Genomic DNA, 14,718 nt, shown 5'->3' on the forward strand with positions numbered 1-14,718 from the left:
GCCTCCACCACCTGAACGCCACCACCATTCCAAAGGCTGCTTTGAAAGTACTTGCATGGCCCGGGCGGGACGCGCCCTACACCCTGCTCTGATGCGGCAGTAGCAGCGTTGATCGGGTGGAGCAGTACGTGTCGGCAATTGCAGGAAGTTGGACAGCCCACAGGGAGGTGTGCGGCAACGAGTTGAGTACCACGGCACGGCGCCTGGCCCATTCCCTGGCGCACCGTGGCCGGCATTCGGAGGTAGTGGAGCGACCCGGCGCTGGCCTTGCACTGGCCACCGTATCGGCGCTCGATGAAGCACGCTGCCTGGCCTCCAGCCCGGATGGCCGATACCTCGTGGCCACCGGCGGATCCGGCGTGGCAGCAGGTCCCACCTCTCTGTCGCAGTGCATTGCCAACCTGCTTGCGTCGGTGGGCGTCGTTGATGCCCTGCGCCGCGTGCAGGAGCCGGTGAGCGTGGCCATCTGGGACGAGCGCGCTCGAACGCTGACCCTGGCCCGGGATCGCATGGGCCAATCCGATCTTTACTTCATGCGCACCCGCTTCGGGCTGGCCTTCTCCTCCGAGCTGAAGACGCTCCGGCAGGAAAGCGACGGGTGCCTGGAGGTTGCTCCGCGCGCGGTCGCCCAGCTGTTCCGCCATGGATACATCCCGGCACCGCTGACGGCCTATCGTGGCATCTACAAACTGCCCGCCGGCGCCCTCCGGGTGTTCCACCTCCCCGACGTGCCCGAACACGATGCAGCCTGCGATGCGGCAGGCTCATTCGAACCTTACTGGGCCCTCCGTCAGGAAGCAGAAGCGCAGATCGCCTCGCGCGGGCGGCCAACGCTGAGCGGTTCGGTGGACAGGGTGGTCGCCAGCCTGGCACGTGCCGTCTGCGCGTCACGCGCCGGCGCTACGGCAACCTTGCTGTCCGGTGGCGTCGATTCGAGTCTGATTGCAGCGTTGCTGCAGCGGCGCAGTGCACACGCCGTGGAGACGATTTCCGTCGGCTTCGATGTGTCGGGCCATGACGAATCGGAGTGGGCCGCCGACGTGGCCAGGTTGCTCGGCACCCGACACACACGCCTGCTCATGGACGACGCGAATGCGATCCGCCTGGTCGAGATGATGCCCCGCGTCTTCTGCGAGCCCTATGCCGACTCGTCCGCCATTCCAACACTGCTTGCGGCGGAGGCGGCCGGCGCATCGTGCAGCACGATCCTCACTGGCGATGGCGGCGATGAGCTCTTCTTTGGCCACGGGTCGTACGTGAAGGCGCTGCGGAACCATGGGCTGGTCCGGCATCTGCCCCGGCCACTACGCAGCGCGTGCAGGGCCTATGCCTCGCGTGCGCCGGAACGAGCACGGCTGGGCGGCATTGCGGCGCTGGTCGCGGAAGCCACGTCGGGATCGCTTGCCGAAACCTATCTGGCGCGTGTCTCGCGCTGGCGCGATCCGTCGCGTGCGCTGAAGACGGCAACTGAACCGGCGCATCCGTTCCTGGACACTACCCTGCATCCCGCCGGCCACCCGGGTGAGCTGCTGCTCTACCTGGATCAGACCAACGAGCTGAGCGAGGGGCTGATGACCAAGTCGGACCGTGCGTTCGGCGCATTCGGTATACAGGCGAGAAGCCCCTTCCTCGACCATGAGGTGCTGTGCGCGGCATGGGGCACTCCGTTCGAGCACAAGCTGCACCGTGGCGAGACCAAGGCCGTGCTGAAGCGCGCGCTTGAGCGCTTCCTTCCCGAGCACCACACCCGGCGCCCGAAGAAGGGCTTTGGTGCCCCGGTGGCACGGTGGCTCAACGGGCCACTGCGGGACTGGGCCGAGGAACTGCTGGACCCGGTTGCCATGCGCAACCGCGGCATCCTCGATGAGCGGGTTGTGTCGGCACTATGGAAATCGTTCCTCGGCGGCAACCGGAAGTACCACACCCACCTCTGGCCGGTGCTGATGTTCCAGGCATGGGACCGGGAGTGGAACGGGAAAGACGGGCGATGACCGTGCAGGCACGCACCGCGAAGGCCGTGAAGCGACCATGGCGGCCAAGGTGGTGCGTGGCAGCACTGTACCGTCGGCTCCGCAGGCGCTTCCGAAAGGTGCCGGGCCTCAACGAAGGGTTCGTCATCAAGGATTGAGGTCGATGGCGAATCAGCCCGCTCCGCCCCGGTCGACCTGCCGGTATCCGATGGCCTCGGCCAGATGGGCGGTGGTGATCTTTTCGCAACTGGCCAGGTCCGCCACCGTGCGGGCCACGCGCAGGATGCGGTGCATCGAGCGGGCCGAGAGCTGCAGCTGTTCCACGGCCGCTTCCAGCAGGTGCTGGTCGTTGTCGTCCAGGCGGCAGTGCGCATCCAGCTCGGAAGGCAGGAGTTGTGCGTTGGCCTTGCCGCTGCGCTCGAGCTGGACGTTGCGCGCCATGACCACGCGGCTGCGTACCGTGGCGCTGTCTTCGCCGCACGGTGCATCGCTGCGCAGCTCACCCGGCTCCAGCCGTGGCACCACCACATGCAGGTCGATGCGGTCCAGCAGCGGCCCGGAAATGCGCCCGCGATAGCGCTGGATGGCATCGCCGCTGCAGCGGCAGCGACCGCTGCGGTCGCCGGCCCAGCCGCACGGGCAGGGGTTCATCGCCGCCACCAGCTGGAAGCGTGAGGGGAAGGCGTGGGTGCGTGCGGCGCGGGCCACCATGACCGTTCCCGATTCCAGCGGTTCGCGTAGTACTTCGAGGGTGTGCCGGCTCCACTCGGGAAGCTCATCCAGAAACAGCACGCCGTTGTGCGCCAGCGAGATCTCACCGGGCCGGGGATACGAGCCGCCGCCGACCAGCGACACGGCGCTGGCGGTGTGGTGGGGCGCGCGGTACGGGCGGTGACGCCAGCGGGCGGTGTCGATGCCAGCCCCACTGCACGAGGCGATGGTGGCCGTTTCCAGCGCTTCGGCTTCGCTGGCATCGGGCAGGATGCCCGGCAGGCGCGAAGCCAGCAGGGTCTTTCCGCAGCCTGGTGTGCCGAGCAACAGCAGGTGGTGCCCCCCAGCAGCGGCCACTTCCAGTGCGCGGCGCGCCTGCTGCTGGCCACGCACGTCGCGCAGGTCGGGCACCGCCAGCGGCACCACCGGCGCCGGCACGGCACGGGGCAGCGAGCGGCTTTCGAGCGAGGCGCACACCTCCAACAAGGTACGGGCTACGCGGACATCCGCATGCTGGGCGAGCGCGGCCTCGGCGCCGTTGGCGCTGGCGACAATCAGTGTCCGGCCCAGCTCCGCTGCCGCGATGGCCGCGGGCAATGCACCGTCAACGCCACGCAGCTCGCCGGTCAGGGCGAGCTCGCCCAGGAATTCGTAGTTGGCCAGCAGCTGTCGGTCGATCTGGTCGCTGGCCGCAAGAATGCCCAGCGCGATGGCGAGGTCGAAGCGGCCGCCTTCCTTGGGCAGGTCGGCCGGGGCCAGGTTGATCAGGATGCGCCGCTGCGGGTATTCGAACTGGGCACAGACCAGCGCGGCGCGCACCCGGTCGCGCGACTCGCGCACCGCCGCTTCGGGCAGGCCGACGATCTGGGTATGCGGCAAACCGCCGGAGAGGAGGACTTCGATCCGGACCGCGGGCGCGTGGACGCCGGCGCGGGCACGGCTGTGCACCAGCGCCAGGCTCATCGGGTTTCCTTCTTACGGCGCCGGGCGCTCGGCCGGCGGTTGGGCGGCGGCTTCCAGCGCGGCCACGGTCTTCTCCAGCGCTTCCAGCTTCTCGCGGGTGCGCAGCAGCACGGCACGCTGTACGTCGAATTCTTCGCGGGTCACCAGGTCCAGCTTGCCCAGGCCGGCCTGGAGCGCGCTCTTGAAGGTGGCCTGCAGTTCTTCGCGCGACTGGCGCAGCCCCGGTGGGACCATGTCGCTTAGGCGGCGCGCCAGATCATCGAGTTGGTTGAGGTCAATCATGGGGTCTCCGCGTGTGGGGAAATTCTCGGCGTGGCAGGCCGCAACCACCATCAGGCGGGCCAGGCTTCACGGGTAAGGATAATCCGCACCGCAGGGAGCGGTGCGAAGCGGGTGCATCGCGTTCACCGGGGGACAGGCGTTATCCTCTGCCGCGAAGACAGGAGCCAACAGATGAAGATGGTCATGGCGGTGCTCAAGCCGTTCAAACTGGATGACGTGCGCGAGGCGCTGGCCGAACGGGGTGTCACCGGGATCACGGTGACCGAGGTCAAGGGTTTCGGGCGCCAGAAGGGGCACACCGAGCTGTACCGGGGCGCCGAGTACGTGGTGGATTTCCTGCCGAAGGTGAAGATCGAGGTGGCAGTCACCGACGGCCAGGTAGACGAGGTGGTGGAAGCCATCGTCAAGGCCGCCGGCACCGGCAAGATCGGCGACGGCAAGGTGTTCGTCTACGACCTGGGCAGCGTGGTACGGATCCGCACCGGCGAACTGGACGCCGACGCGCTTTAACCCTTGAACCACCGGTAGAAACGCTTCCAGGCCACCCGCACGCTGGCCACCCAGCGCGGGTCGGCCACCTGGGCCGCTTCGGCGGCGCTGGGGCGGGTGCCGGTCAGGCGCTGGCGCATCTTCAGCAGGTTCTTGCGGTCGCTGCGGCGCAGCTGGCGCGATACCGGGTGCACCGGCAGCCAGCGCGGGCTGCGCCAGGCCGAGGTGAAATCCACCAGCACCGGCACGTTGCCGTTGACCATCACGTTGGTGCCGTGCAGGTCGTTATGGGTGATGCCGGCCGCGTGCAGGCGCTCGAGCGCGAACTGCAGCTGCTCGAATACTTCGATGCCCACCGACTGGGCCGCGCTCAGGGTCTGCCCGGGAATGAACTCCATGCCCAGTGCGAGGCCACCGATGGTGCCGAGCAGGGCCGGGGCGTGTTTCCAGCCGGCCAGGCGCTGCAGGATGCGGGCCTCGCGACGGACCAGCAGGCGCGCAATGGGCGACAGCGGGGTGCCGCGGTAGCGGGTGTAGTCCTTGACCACGGCCGGCTGCCCATTGAGGCAGGTGCGGTAGACATCGGGTTCAAGCAGGCGTTCGCCGCGCTTGAGCAGCTCGGCGGGGGCGGTGTCGTCGACACACGAAGCAACGATTGTATTCATGACGTTCTGGGGCGACCCGGCGGTCGGCGCAAAGCGTCAGGCGTACCGGTGCTGCTGAATGGGGGAGGGTGATGATTTCGTTAATTTTAGTACTCGCGAGTACACCAAACCACCCTTTGTCGGAAAAATGTCATAACCGGGGGTGGAACAGTTTGTCGCGTTCACGCGGCGCGCAGCGCCTGGTTCCATGGATAAACATTCAAAATCAATGCCTTGCATGTGTTTGCTCGCTGCCTGAGCCGATGCCTCGTTCCCACGGCCGTCCTGAGGCGCTTCGACAGGTGGGCATGAACGTCCCGTCCGACCGGCTTGACCGGGACAGGAAGGGTGCGGACCATAGCGGTGTTGAACACGGCCTGCGCGGCAGCACCGCACCTGACGGCACGTCTCCGTCGCGCCCGGCTCTCCCCCTCTTTTGGCCCGTATGGGCGTCCGGCAGCGGCCGGTGGATGCTTGATGATCAAGATTATTGTGGTGGCCCTGTTCGTGGCATGCGTGCTGTACGTGCACTACCGCGGCAAGGTACGCGCGCGCTGGTCGCGCCAGCTGCTCGACCATTCCAGCTTCATGGCCCCGATCAACGTGGTCATGTACTTTTTCTCGAAGGTGCCGACCACGCCGTTCCTGGATCCGGGCCAGTCGTTCCCGCAGCTGCAGCCGCTGCGCGACAACTGGCAGATGATCCGCGACGAGGCGCTGGCGCTGCGCGATGCGGAAAAGATCGCCGCGTCGAGCAGTTACAACGATGCGGGGTTCAATTCGTTCTTCCGCCGCGGCTGGAAGCGCTTCTACCTGAAGTGGTACGGCCCGTCGCACCCGTCGGCGAAGCAGCTGTGCCCGAAGACCACGGCGTTGCTGGAGTCAATCCCGGACGTGCGCGCGGCGATGTTCGCCCAACTGCCGCCGGGCAGCGAGCTGCGCCCGCACCGCGACCCGTTCGCCGGTTCGCTGCGCCTGCACCTGGGCCTGGCCACGCCGAACGATGACCGCTGCTACATCGAGGTGGACGGCATCCGCAAGAGCTGGCGCGATGGCGAGTGGATGATGTTCGACGAAACCTACATCCACCACGCGCACAACGAGACCGATGCGGACCGGGTGATCCTGTTCTGCGACATCGCCCGTCCGCTGCGCTTCGGCCTGCCGGGCCTGTTCAACCGCGCGGTGGCGTCGACGCTGCTGGCCGGCGGCGCCTCGCCGAACTTCCCCGGCGACCCGACCGGCGGAGTCAACAAGGCCTTCGGTGGCCTGTACAAGGTGCGGCTGAAGGCCAAGGCGCTGCGCGCGCAGAGCGCGTTCGCCTACCACGCGATCAAGTGGGGGTTGGTGCTGCTGGTGATCGCGGGGATCTGGGCCCTTTGAGGCCTGTATCGACCAACGGTCGATACCTACCGGAATGAAAAACCCGCGCTGGCGACAGCGCGGGTTTTTTCTTTTCCTGCGGTCCGATCAGCCCTTCAGTGCAGCCTGCACGAATGGCGGGGTGACCAGCACGCCGGTGTGCAGCGCGGCGGTGTAGTACAGGGTGTCGAAGCTCTTCGAGGCCGAATCGGACTGGCGGAAGTCGAAGCTGCTCTGGCCCTTGCGCGCCAGGGTCACGCTCCACCAGCCGGTGGGGTAGCACGGCTGCGGGAACGGCAGGGTCTTGAACGACTGGAAGCCGGCCTTGCCCATCTCGGTGCGCATTTCGTTGATCAGGTCCAGCTGCATCAGCGGCGATTCGGACTGCTGAACCAGGATGCCGTCTTCCTTCAGCGCCTTGAAGCAGCTCTCGTAGAAGGCCTTGTTGAACAGGCCCTCACCCGGGCCGACCGGGTCGGTGGAATCGACGATCACCACGTCCACGCTGCCAGCCGGGCAGTTGGCCATGTAGGCCACGCCGTCGTCGAACATCAGTTCGGCGCGCGGGTCGTCGTTGGAATCGCACAGTTCCGGGAAGTGCTTCTCGGCCATGCGGGTGACCTGCTCGTCGATGTCGCACTGGGTCACGCTCTCCACGCCCGGGTGCTTGAGCACCTCGCGCAGGGTGCCGCAGTCGCCGCCGCCGATGATCACCACGCGCTTGGGGGCGGCGTGGGTGAACAGCACCGGGTGGCTGATCATCTCGTGATAGAAGAAGTTGTCCTTGCTGGTCAACATGATGGCGCCATCGATGGTCATCAGGTTGCCCCAGTCGGTGGTGGCGAAGATCTCGATCTTCTGGAACGGCGACTGCACTTCATCCAGCTTGCCCTTCAGGCGGTAGCCGATGGCCGAGCCGGTGCGCTCGAAATGCTCGATGTACCAGTTGTTGTTGTCAGTCATGGGATAACGGTCCTGTTCGGAGGGGGGTGGAGCCGGGCAGGCCCGTTCAGGTTTCAACCTGGGCACGGGCGCGGGCGCGCATGATAACGGAGCTGTCGCCATATAGGCGTTATCATGCACCCCCTTTTTTACCAACCAGGCCGACTGCAATGACCGATTGGTCCCTCGACCAAGCCCGCAAGACCTACTCGATTCCGCATTGGGCGGATGGCTACTTCGACGTGGATCAGGCAGGACACATGGTGGTGAGACCGACTGGCCAGGACGGCCCGGTGGTGTCCCTGCCCAAGGTGGTGGACGCCGCGCGCGCGGCCGGGGCCAAGCTGCCGCTGCTGGTGCGCTTCCCGGACATCCTGGGCCAGCGCCTGGGCAAGCTGCAGGCGGCCTTCGGCCAGGCCCAGGCCGACTGGGACTACGCCGGCGGCTATACGGCGGTGTACCCGATCAAGGTCAACCAGCACCGTGGCGTGGCAGGCACCCTGGCCAGCCACCACGGTGAAGGCTTTGGCCTGGAAGCGGGCAGCAAGCCGGAGCTGATGGCGGTGCTGGCGCTGTCGCGTCCGGGCGGGTTGATCGTCTGCAACGGCTACAAGGACCGCGAGTACATCCGCCTGGCCCTGATCGGCCGCAAGCTGGGCCTGCAGACCTTCATCGTCATCGAAAAGCCCTCCGAGCTGAAGCTGGTTCTGGAGGAGGCCAAGGCCCTGGACGTGAAGCCGGGCCTGGGCGTGCGCATGCGCCTGGCCTCGCTGGGCGCGGGCAAGTGGCAGAACAGCGGCGGCGACAAGGCCAAGTTCGGCCTGTCCCCGCGCCAGCTGCTGGACCTGTGGAAGTCGCTGCGCGACACCGAGTACGCCGACTGCCTGAGCCTGCTGCACTTCCACATGGGCTCGCAGATTTCCAACGTGCGCGACATCGCCAACGGCATGCGCGAAGCCACCCGCTACTTCGTGGAGCTGTCGCGCCTGGGCGCGAAGATCACCCACGTGGACGTGGGCGGCGGGCTGGGCGTGGATTACGAAGGCACCCGTTCGCGCAGCTTCTGCTCGATCAACTACGGGCTGGATTCGTATGCCGGCAACATCGTGCAGCCGCTGGCCAATGCCTGCGAAGAGCACGGCCTGACTCCGCCGCGGATCGTCACCGAGTGCGGCCGCGCGATGACCGCGCACCACGCGGTGCTGATCGCCAACGTGTCTGAAGTCGAAGAAGCGCAGGAAGGCCGCGTGCCCGACCAGCACGACGACGAGCCGGCCGCGATCCGCCACCTGCGCGAAATCCATGACGACCTGGACCAGCGCCCGGCGGTGGAGCTGTTCCAGGAAGCGCAGCACTTCCATGCCGAAGGCCTGTCCAGCTATGCGCTGGGCCAGATCGACCTGCCGCAGCGGGCGCGCATCGATGACCTGTTCTACGCCATCGCCCATGCCGTGCGTGCACGCCTGAGCTATGACGAGAAGAGCCACCGCCCGGCACTGGATGAGTTGAACGAGCGGCTGGTGGACAAGTACTTCGTCAACTTCAGCGTGTTCGAGTCGATTCCCGATGCCTGGGCGATCGACCAGGTGTTCCCGATCGTACCGATCGAGCGCCTGGACGAGCAGCCGCAGCGCCGCGGCATCATTGCCGACATGACCTGCGATTCGGACGGCATGGTCAAGACCTATGTCGAGAACGAGAGCCTGGATACCTCGCTGCCGCTGCATGCGGTACGGCCGGGCGAAAGCTACCGTATCGGCTTCTTCATGGTCGGTGCCTACCAGGAAATCCTGGGCGACATCCACAACCTGTTCGGCGATACCGACGCGGTGGAAGTGCGGGCCGACGCCGATGGCTACGCGATCACCCAGCAGCGGCGCGGCGACACCACCGATGTGATGCTGGACTACGTGGGCTACAGCCTGGCCGACCTGCGCGCCAGCTATGCCGAGCGGGTGGCGGCGGCCAGACTGACGCCGGAACGCGCGCAGGAGCTGTCCGAGGCGCTGGAAGCGGGCCTGACCGGCTACACCTACCTGTCCGACGAGCCGCTGCTCTGATCGGCGCGCGCCGCGTGAAGGCGCATGGCGCGGCTGTTCGATGAGCAGCCGCGCTCTTTTCCATCTGTTCCTGCACGCGGCCGTGCCGGCCCTGCTGGCGTGGATGTTCTGGCGCAAGCGGTTCCTGTCGGCCTGGGCGCTGCTGCTGCTGGGCTGGATCATCGACCTGGACCACCTGCTGGCAGACCCGATCTATGCGCCGAACCGCTGCAGCATCGGTTTCCATCCGTTGCATACCGCCCCGGCCATCGCGGTGTATGCGGGACTGTGTGTACCGAAGAAGACGCGGCTGTTTGGAATCGGGTTGATCATCCACATCGTGCTGGATGCCATCGACTGCTGGTGGATGCACTCAGCCCGGTAGCGCTCAACCCGGTAGCGCCGACTGTTAGTCGGCTGCCGCGCGAAGCGCGGGATCCGGGCGTTGGTTGTCTGTCGCCAAAGGCAGCCGACTAACAGTCGGCGCTACCCGTCGGGCCGCCAACACGCTTGCAACGTCAACATCGCCCGTCGGGTCGTCAACCCGCTGGCAACGTCAACATCGCCTGCAACCCCGGCGCGCCATTGCGCAGCACCAGGCTGCCGCCGTAACTCTCGGCAATGTCCGCCACGATCGCCAGGCCCAGGCCGCTGCCGGGCGAGCGCTGGTCCAGTCGTACGCCACGGCCGAGCACGCGCTCCAGATCGGCGTCCGGCAGGCCACTGCCATCGTCGTTGACCTCGATGCGCAGGCGGTTTCCAGCGTGGGCCACCGTAACCTCCACCCGCTGCGCGGCCCACTTGCCTGCGTTGTCGAGCAGGTTGCCCAGCATCTCTTCCAGATCCTCGCGTGCACCGGCGAACACGCCGACCGCTTCCGCGTCGCAGGCGAACACCACTTCGCGCTCGGCATGCACACGCTGCATCAGCGAACAAAGCGCCGAGATGACCGGCGCCACCGGGGTGCGCTGCTGGTGATCGGCGGCGACACCCACGGCAAGATAGCGGTCGATGCTGGTCTGCATCCGTGCGGTCTCGCTGCGCAGCGTACTGCGCCAGTCTGCGCCGTCGCCCGCCGCCTCGGTGGTCAGCACCGTGAGGGGGGTCTTCAACGCATGCGCCAGGTCTTCAGCACTGCGCCGTGCACGCAGCACCATGCGGCCATGGTGGTCCAGCAGCGCGTTGAGCTCGCCCGCCAACGGCGCGACTTCCTTCACCAGTCCCTGCTGCGGAAACCGCACGTTCTCGCCATTACGCACCTGCTCGGCGATGCGCCCCAGTTCCGCGAGAGGGCGCAGCCCGTAATGCACCTGGGTGACCAGTACCGCGAACCACAGCGCGATCAGCACGATCAGCGCCAGCGCGGTGCGTTGGCGGAACGCCGTCACCTGCGCGTCGAGCTGGCTGCGGTCGGTGGCCACCACCACCTGCAACGGGGTGCCTGCGCGGGGCAGGGTGACCTGCTGGGCCAGCGCACGCAGCGGCTGCTGCAGCGGGCCGGTGATGTCGAACGCCTGGGCCGGCCCGGTGCGCAGCGTGGCCGGCACCGCGAGGGTCTCATCCCACAGCGAGCGCGATTGCCCAAGCGCGTGGCCCTGCGCGTCCTGCAACTGCCAGTACGCGCCGGAGAACACCCGCCGATAGTGTTCGTCGCCCAGCTCGCCGCGCACCTGCATGCCTCCCTGGGCATCGGTTTCCACCAGCGCAAGCACCGCGATCAGGTCCTTGCCCAGCTGCTGGTCCATCGCGGTACGCGCTGAACGCTCGTACATGGCACCCAGCCACCACGTGGCCAATGCCGAAACCAGCACCATGCCCAGGCCACCGGCCAGCAGCAGGCGGCTGCGCAGCGAGCGGGTGTTCATGGCTGCGCCGACAGCCGGAAGCCCTGGCCGCGATGGGTGTGGATGAGCGCGCTTCCGAGCTTGCGGCGGATCCGCCCGATCAGCACATCGAGCGTATTGGAATCGGGGTCGAAGCCGGCGTCGTACACGTGCTCACCCAGGCGCGAGCGGCTGATCACCACGTCCGGGTGGTGCATGAAGTAGCTCAGGATGCGGTGCTCCTGCGGGCTCAGTGGCAGCAGCACGCCGTCCAGTTCGAAACGACCGGCGTTGACGTCCAGGCGCAGCGGTCCGCATTGCAGGCGTGGGCTGGCATGGCCGGCACTGCGGCGGATCAACGCGCGCAGCCGCAGCAGCAGCTCTTCGGGCTGGAACGGTTTGGTCAGGAAGTCATCGGCGCCCGCGTCGAAGCCGGCCAGCTTGTCGTGCCAGCGCGTGCGCGCGGTCAGCACCAGCACCGGGAAATCACGGCCGGCCTCGCGCCAGCGCTCGATCACGCTCAGGCCGTCCAGGCCGGGCAGGCCAAGGTCGACGATCGCCGCGGCGATGTCCTCCACCTGGCCCTGGTACTCCGCATCGATGCCCTCGCTGCTGTGGACCACTACGTAGCCGGCATCCTCGAGCAGCAGCTGCAGCTGGCTGGCGAGCAGGGCATCGTCCTCGGCAAGCAGGAGTCGCATCAGTCCTCTTCCATCTTGAGCAGGCGGCCGCTGGTCGCATCATAGTCCAGCTCCATCACCACGCCATTGGCACCGAGGATCTCGATCTCGTACTTGCCGTCATCCAGCTCCACCTCCAGCAGCTGGCCGGGATAGCGGCGCAGGGCGTCCTGGACCACGGACTTCAGGGGCACGTAGCGACCCTGCTCGACCGCCTGGCGCACGGCCTGCTGCTGGCGCGCGCCGCCATCGAGGACCCGCATGGGGTCCTGCGCGGTGGCGGTCAACAGCAGGGGAAGCAGCAACGACAGGGCGGTCATGGCAAGCCGGTCAGGAAAAGGGCTGCGTACGGTATACGCGGGGCGCTTAAACGTTTCCTGACAGGCGGGCTCATGCTTCGCTTAAGTGCGCTTGCCAGACTGGCGGCGCCGGGATGGTCCGGTGCCTCTTTCAGGAACTCCCCCCATGAACAAGCTGATCCTTGCCGCCGCCCTGGCGACGGCCTTCACCACCGCCCCGGCCTTCGCTGCCGATCTGTCCGCTGCCGACGTGCAGGCCAAGCTGCGCGCTGCCGGTTACACCCAGGTGCACGAACTGGAGCGCGACGACGGCGTGTGGGAAGCCGATGTCACCCGTGCCGACGGCAGTGTCGACGATGTGATCATCGACCCGGCCACGGGCGAGATCTTCGACCCACGCGATGGCCGCGCCGTGCTCGATGCCGGGAAGATCCTCACCCTGGCCGGCAAGGCCGGGCTGACCCAGATCGAATCGGTGGAGCGTGACGGCGCCACGTGGACGCTGGAAGCACGCAACGCCCGCAACCAGCGCGTGGACGTGCGCATGAGCGGTCACGATGGCCGGGTGCTGAGCAGCCGCCGCGACGGCTGGTTCGACTGAGCCTCGCCTGCAAGACACAGAATGCAGACGGCCGGGTTTCCCCGGCCGTGGTGGCGCTGCATGGGCAGCCGGTTACCAGCCCACCGGACCGGGACCGGCGGCGTCCCAGTAGCCGCGGCCATACCCGTAACCGCCCCCATACGGCCCATAGAAGCCAGGGCCCTTGCCCTCGCTGATCTGGATGTTGAGGTTCATGTTGCGGGTCTTGCCGTCGTCGTTGGTGTAATTCTTGTTGAGGTTCAACTCGGCCGCGTTGTAGTGCGTGTTGCCAAAGCCCTTGGCGTAACCGATGCCGGTGGTGATGCTGCCGTTGACCCGCAGCTTGTCGTCGGCGACCTCGGCGATGCCGTTGCCCGCGCCATCGCGCGGAAGCGCGCGGCGGCCGCTCTTGTCGCCATAGAAGGTGCCGGGCGGGTCACCGCGCAGGGTGGGATCGTTGAGGTACTGCATGGGCTTCTGCGGCACCGACAGGTCCAGATCGGTCGCCGACTGCGGGCCGGTGGCACCGGCAGCGGACTGCGCCAGCGCGACACCGGGGGCCAACAGACACAGCAGCAGGGAAAGCGGGCGGATCATGGGAAGCTCCGGGGCAGGCAAGGCGGCCGACAGCGCTGACGCTAGCAGCCGTTGCTTGAATGATGCCTGTCGTGGCCCTGCATGCAAGGGGAACCATCGTGGAAACGGTGGGTCGCCGCATTCAATCCAGCCGTTCAAACCCGAACAGGGCCGCCAGCGGGTGCTTTCGGCGCTCGATCCGCGCCCGCAGCAGTCCCGCGCCGATCATCGAGTAGGTGATGCCGTTGCCGCCGTAGGCCATCGCGAACAGCACCCGGGGCCCCCATTGCGGGTGCGGGCCGAAGAACGGAAGCCCGTCTTCGGTTTCGGCAAACGTGCCGCCCCAGGAGAACGCCGGCTGCAGCGGCAGGTGCGGGAACAGCCTGGCCACCTGCTTGAGCAGGGTGCCGGTCTTGCCGGCCACCCGGCTGTCGCGCCGCGCCGGGATATCCACTGCGTCGTCCTCACCGCCGACCAGCAGCCGGTGGTCGCCGGTGCTGCGCATGTACAGGTAGGGACGCGCGGACTCCCACACCATGGTGTCCACCAGTGGCCCCAGTGCCGCCGCATCGATCGGGTCGGTGATGAAGGCGTAGCTGCTGCGGTTGCGGGCCACTTTCTGCTTCAGCCAGCGCTGGCCGGCATAGCCGGTGGCCAGCACCACGTGGCGCGCACGGATGCGCAGGCCCTCGGGTGTGGTAGCGGTCACCCCGCGCGCGGTGGGCTGCAGCGTGTGCAATACGGTGCGGTCGTGCACCGCGCAGCCGGCCTTGGCCAGCCGCATGAGCAGCCGGTAGGTGAGCTGGTAGGGGTCCACGCGCGCCGCCAGCGCGCTGAGGATCGCCCCCGGCGCGGCGATGCCATATTCGGCACGGACGGCGTCGGCATCCAGCCAGCGCACGTCGAAACCATGTTTGTGGCGCAGCGCGTACTCGTCCTGCAGGGGCGAACGGTGGCGGCGCTTGCTGGCGTAGTACAGGCTCTGCATGGGCTGGCAATCCACGCCGCGGAAACCGGCGGCCACCTCGCGCAGCGCCGGGATCGCCTCGGCGCAGGCGCGGTAGGCCAGCACCGCATCGCGCTCTCCGTACTGCCTGGCCAGGTCGACCAGGTGCGTATCGATTTCGTACTGCAGCAGTGCGGTACTGGCGGCGGTACTGCCCCAGCCGATGTCGCGCTGCTCGACCAGCACCACGTCATGGCCGTGCGCGCACAGCTCGTTGGCGATCAGCGCGCCGCTGATGCCGCCGCCCACCACCAGCACGTCGCAGCTCCGGTCCTCGCGCAGCGGTGGGAAGGCGTGCATCAGCCCGTTGCTGACCGCCCAGAAGGGATACCCGCTTTTGAGGTCCATTGGG

Annotated in this window: 15 protein-coding genes; 6 read left to right on the forward strand and 9 right to left on the reverse strand. The window is 67.4% G+C overall.

The genetic code is table 11. The features are described 5' to 3' along the window. The first annotated feature begins 128 nt into the window (after positions 1-128). A complete protein-coding gene (locus ACQG3P_RS09575; protein WP_426804910.1) occupies positions 129-1,991 on the forward strand; it encodes an asparagine synthetase B family protein in 1,863 nt (620 codons plus the stop codon). A gap of 150 nt (positions 1,992-2,141) precedes the next feature. Here the strand turns inward: ACQG3P_RS09575 and ACQG3P_RS09580 are convergent, their stop codons facing one another. Next, the gene (locus ACQG3P_RS09580) at positions 2,142-3,644 is read right to left on the reverse strand and encodes a YifB family Mg chelatase-like AAA ATPase (protein ID WP_426804911.1); all 1,503 of its coding nucleotides are present in this window, start codon (positions 3,642-3,644) and stop codon (positions 2,142-2,144) included. A 12-nt stretch (positions 3,645-3,656) separates the two neighbouring features. Continuing rightward, positions 3,657-3,926, reverse strand: coding sequence for a ubiquinone biosynthesis accessory factor UbiK (ubiK, locus tag ACQG3P_RS09585; RefSeq protein ID WP_068854332.1), 270 nt, complete (start codon positions 3,924-3,926; stop codon positions 3,657-3,659). Between the two features lie 171 nt (positions 3,927-4,097). Between ubiK and ACQG3P_RS09590 the strand changes: the two genes are divergently transcribed. Beyond that, positions 4,098-4,436: a P-II family nitrogen regulator gene (locus tag ACQG3P_RS09590; RefSeq protein WP_068854331.1), complete on the forward strand. Its 339-nt coding sequence runs from the start codon at positions 4,098-4,100 to the stop codon at positions 4,434-4,436. Here ACQG3P_RS09590 and ACQG3P_RS09595 read toward each other — a convergent pair. Then, positions 4,433-5,080, reverse strand: a complete 648-nt coding sequence (locus ACQG3P_RS09595; RefSeq protein ID WP_184125935.1) for an RIO1 family regulatory kinase/ATPase — start codon at positions 5,078-5,080, stop codon at positions 4,433-4,435. The genes ACQG3P_RS09590 and ACQG3P_RS09595 overlap by 4 nt on opposite strands. 456 nt (positions 5,081-5,536) lie before the next feature. On the opposite strand from ACQG3P_RS09595, the gene ACQG3P_RS09600 reads away from it, so the two are divergent. Next, the gene (locus tag ACQG3P_RS09600) at positions 5,537-6,442 is read left to right on the forward strand and encodes an aspartyl/asparaginyl beta-hydroxylase domain-containing protein (protein ID WP_426804912.1); all 906 of its coding nucleotides are present in this window, start codon (positions 5,537-5,539) and stop codon (positions 6,440-6,442) included. 87 nt (positions 6,443-6,529) lie between these two features. On the opposite strand, the gene speE is transcribed toward ACQG3P_RS09600, so the two are convergent. Then, positions 6,530-7,384, reverse strand: a complete 855-nt coding sequence (speE, locus tag ACQG3P_RS09605) for a polyamine aminopropyltransferase (RefSeq protein ID WP_068854328.1) — start codon at positions 7,382-7,384, stop codon at positions 6,530-6,532. A gap of 149 nt (positions 7,385-7,533) precedes the next feature. Here speE and speA point away from each other — a divergent pair, with 149 nt between their 5' ends. Together speA and ACQG3P_RS09615 are read left to right on the forward strand one after the other, a co-directional pair. After that, entirely contained in the window at positions 7,534-9,423 is a 1,890-nt protein-coding gene (gene speA / locus ACQG3P_RS09610) for an arginine decarboxylase (RefSeq protein WP_307105746.1), read from the forward strand. Positions 9,424-9,463: 40 nt separating this feature from the next. After that, entirely contained in the window at positions 9,464-9,787 is a 324-nt protein-coding gene (locus tag ACQG3P_RS09615) for a DUF6122 family protein (RefSeq protein WP_093532734.1), read from the forward strand. Between the two features lie 154 nt (positions 9,788-9,941). Here the strand turns inward: ACQG3P_RS09615 and ACQG3P_RS09620 are convergent, their stop codons facing one another. From ACQG3P_RS09620 to ACQG3P_RS09630, 3 genes are read right to left on the reverse strand one after another with little or no spacing between them, the layout of a single operon-like run. Then, positions 9,942-11,267, reverse strand: coding sequence for an ATP-binding protein (locus ACQG3P_RS09620; RefSeq protein ID WP_426804913.1), 1,326 nt, complete (start codon positions 11,265-11,267; stop codon positions 9,942-9,944). Beyond that, positions 11,264-11,926 carry a response regulator transcription factor gene (locus ACQG3P_RS09625; protein WP_307105750.1) on the reverse strand — a complete coding sequence of 221 codons (663 nt, stop codon included), beginning with the start codon at positions 11,924-11,926 and terminating at the stop codon, positions 11,264-11,266. Before ACQG3P_RS09625 ends, ACQG3P_RS09620 begins: the two co-directional genes overlap by 4 nt. Further along, on the reverse strand, positions 11,926-12,225 hold the full coding sequence (locus tag ACQG3P_RS09630; protein WP_093532736.1) for a PepSY domain-containing protein: 300 nt from the start codon (positions 12,223-12,225) through the stop codon (positions 11,926-11,928). The genes ACQG3P_RS09625 and ACQG3P_RS09630 overlap by 1 nt, the downstream gene beginning before the upstream one ends. 145 nt (positions 12,226-12,370) lie before the next feature. Here ACQG3P_RS09630 and ACQG3P_RS09635 point away from each other — a divergent pair, with 145 nt between their 5' ends. Then, the gene (locus tag ACQG3P_RS09635; protein WP_426804914.1) at positions 12,371-12,805 is read left to right on the forward strand and encodes a PepSY domain-containing protein; all 435 of its coding nucleotides are present in this window, start codon (positions 12,371-12,373) and stop codon (positions 12,803-12,805) included. A 72-nt stretch (positions 12,806-12,877) separates the two neighbouring features. Here the strand turns inward: ACQG3P_RS09635 and ACQG3P_RS09640 are convergent, their stop codons facing one another. After that, positions 12,878-13,381 (reverse strand): hypothetical protein, encoded by a 504-nt coding sequence (locus ACQG3P_RS09640; protein WP_093532738.1) that lies wholly within the window; start codon positions 13,379-13,381, stop codon positions 12,878-12,880. A 121-nt stretch (positions 13,382-13,502) separates the two neighbouring features. Then, on the reverse strand, positions 13,503-14,714 hold the full coding sequence (locus ACQG3P_RS09645; protein WP_426804915.1) for an NAD(P)/FAD-dependent oxidoreductase: 1,212 nt from the start codon (positions 14,712-14,714) through the stop codon (positions 13,503-13,505). Positions 14,715-14,718 lie beyond the last annotated feature (4 nt).

It is taken from the genome of Stenotrophomonas sp. SrG (assembly GCF_050031795.1).
Lineage (GTDB): Bacteria > Pseudomonadota > Gammaproteobacteria > Xanthomonadales > Xanthomonadaceae > Stenotrophomonas > Stenotrophomonas rhizophila_A.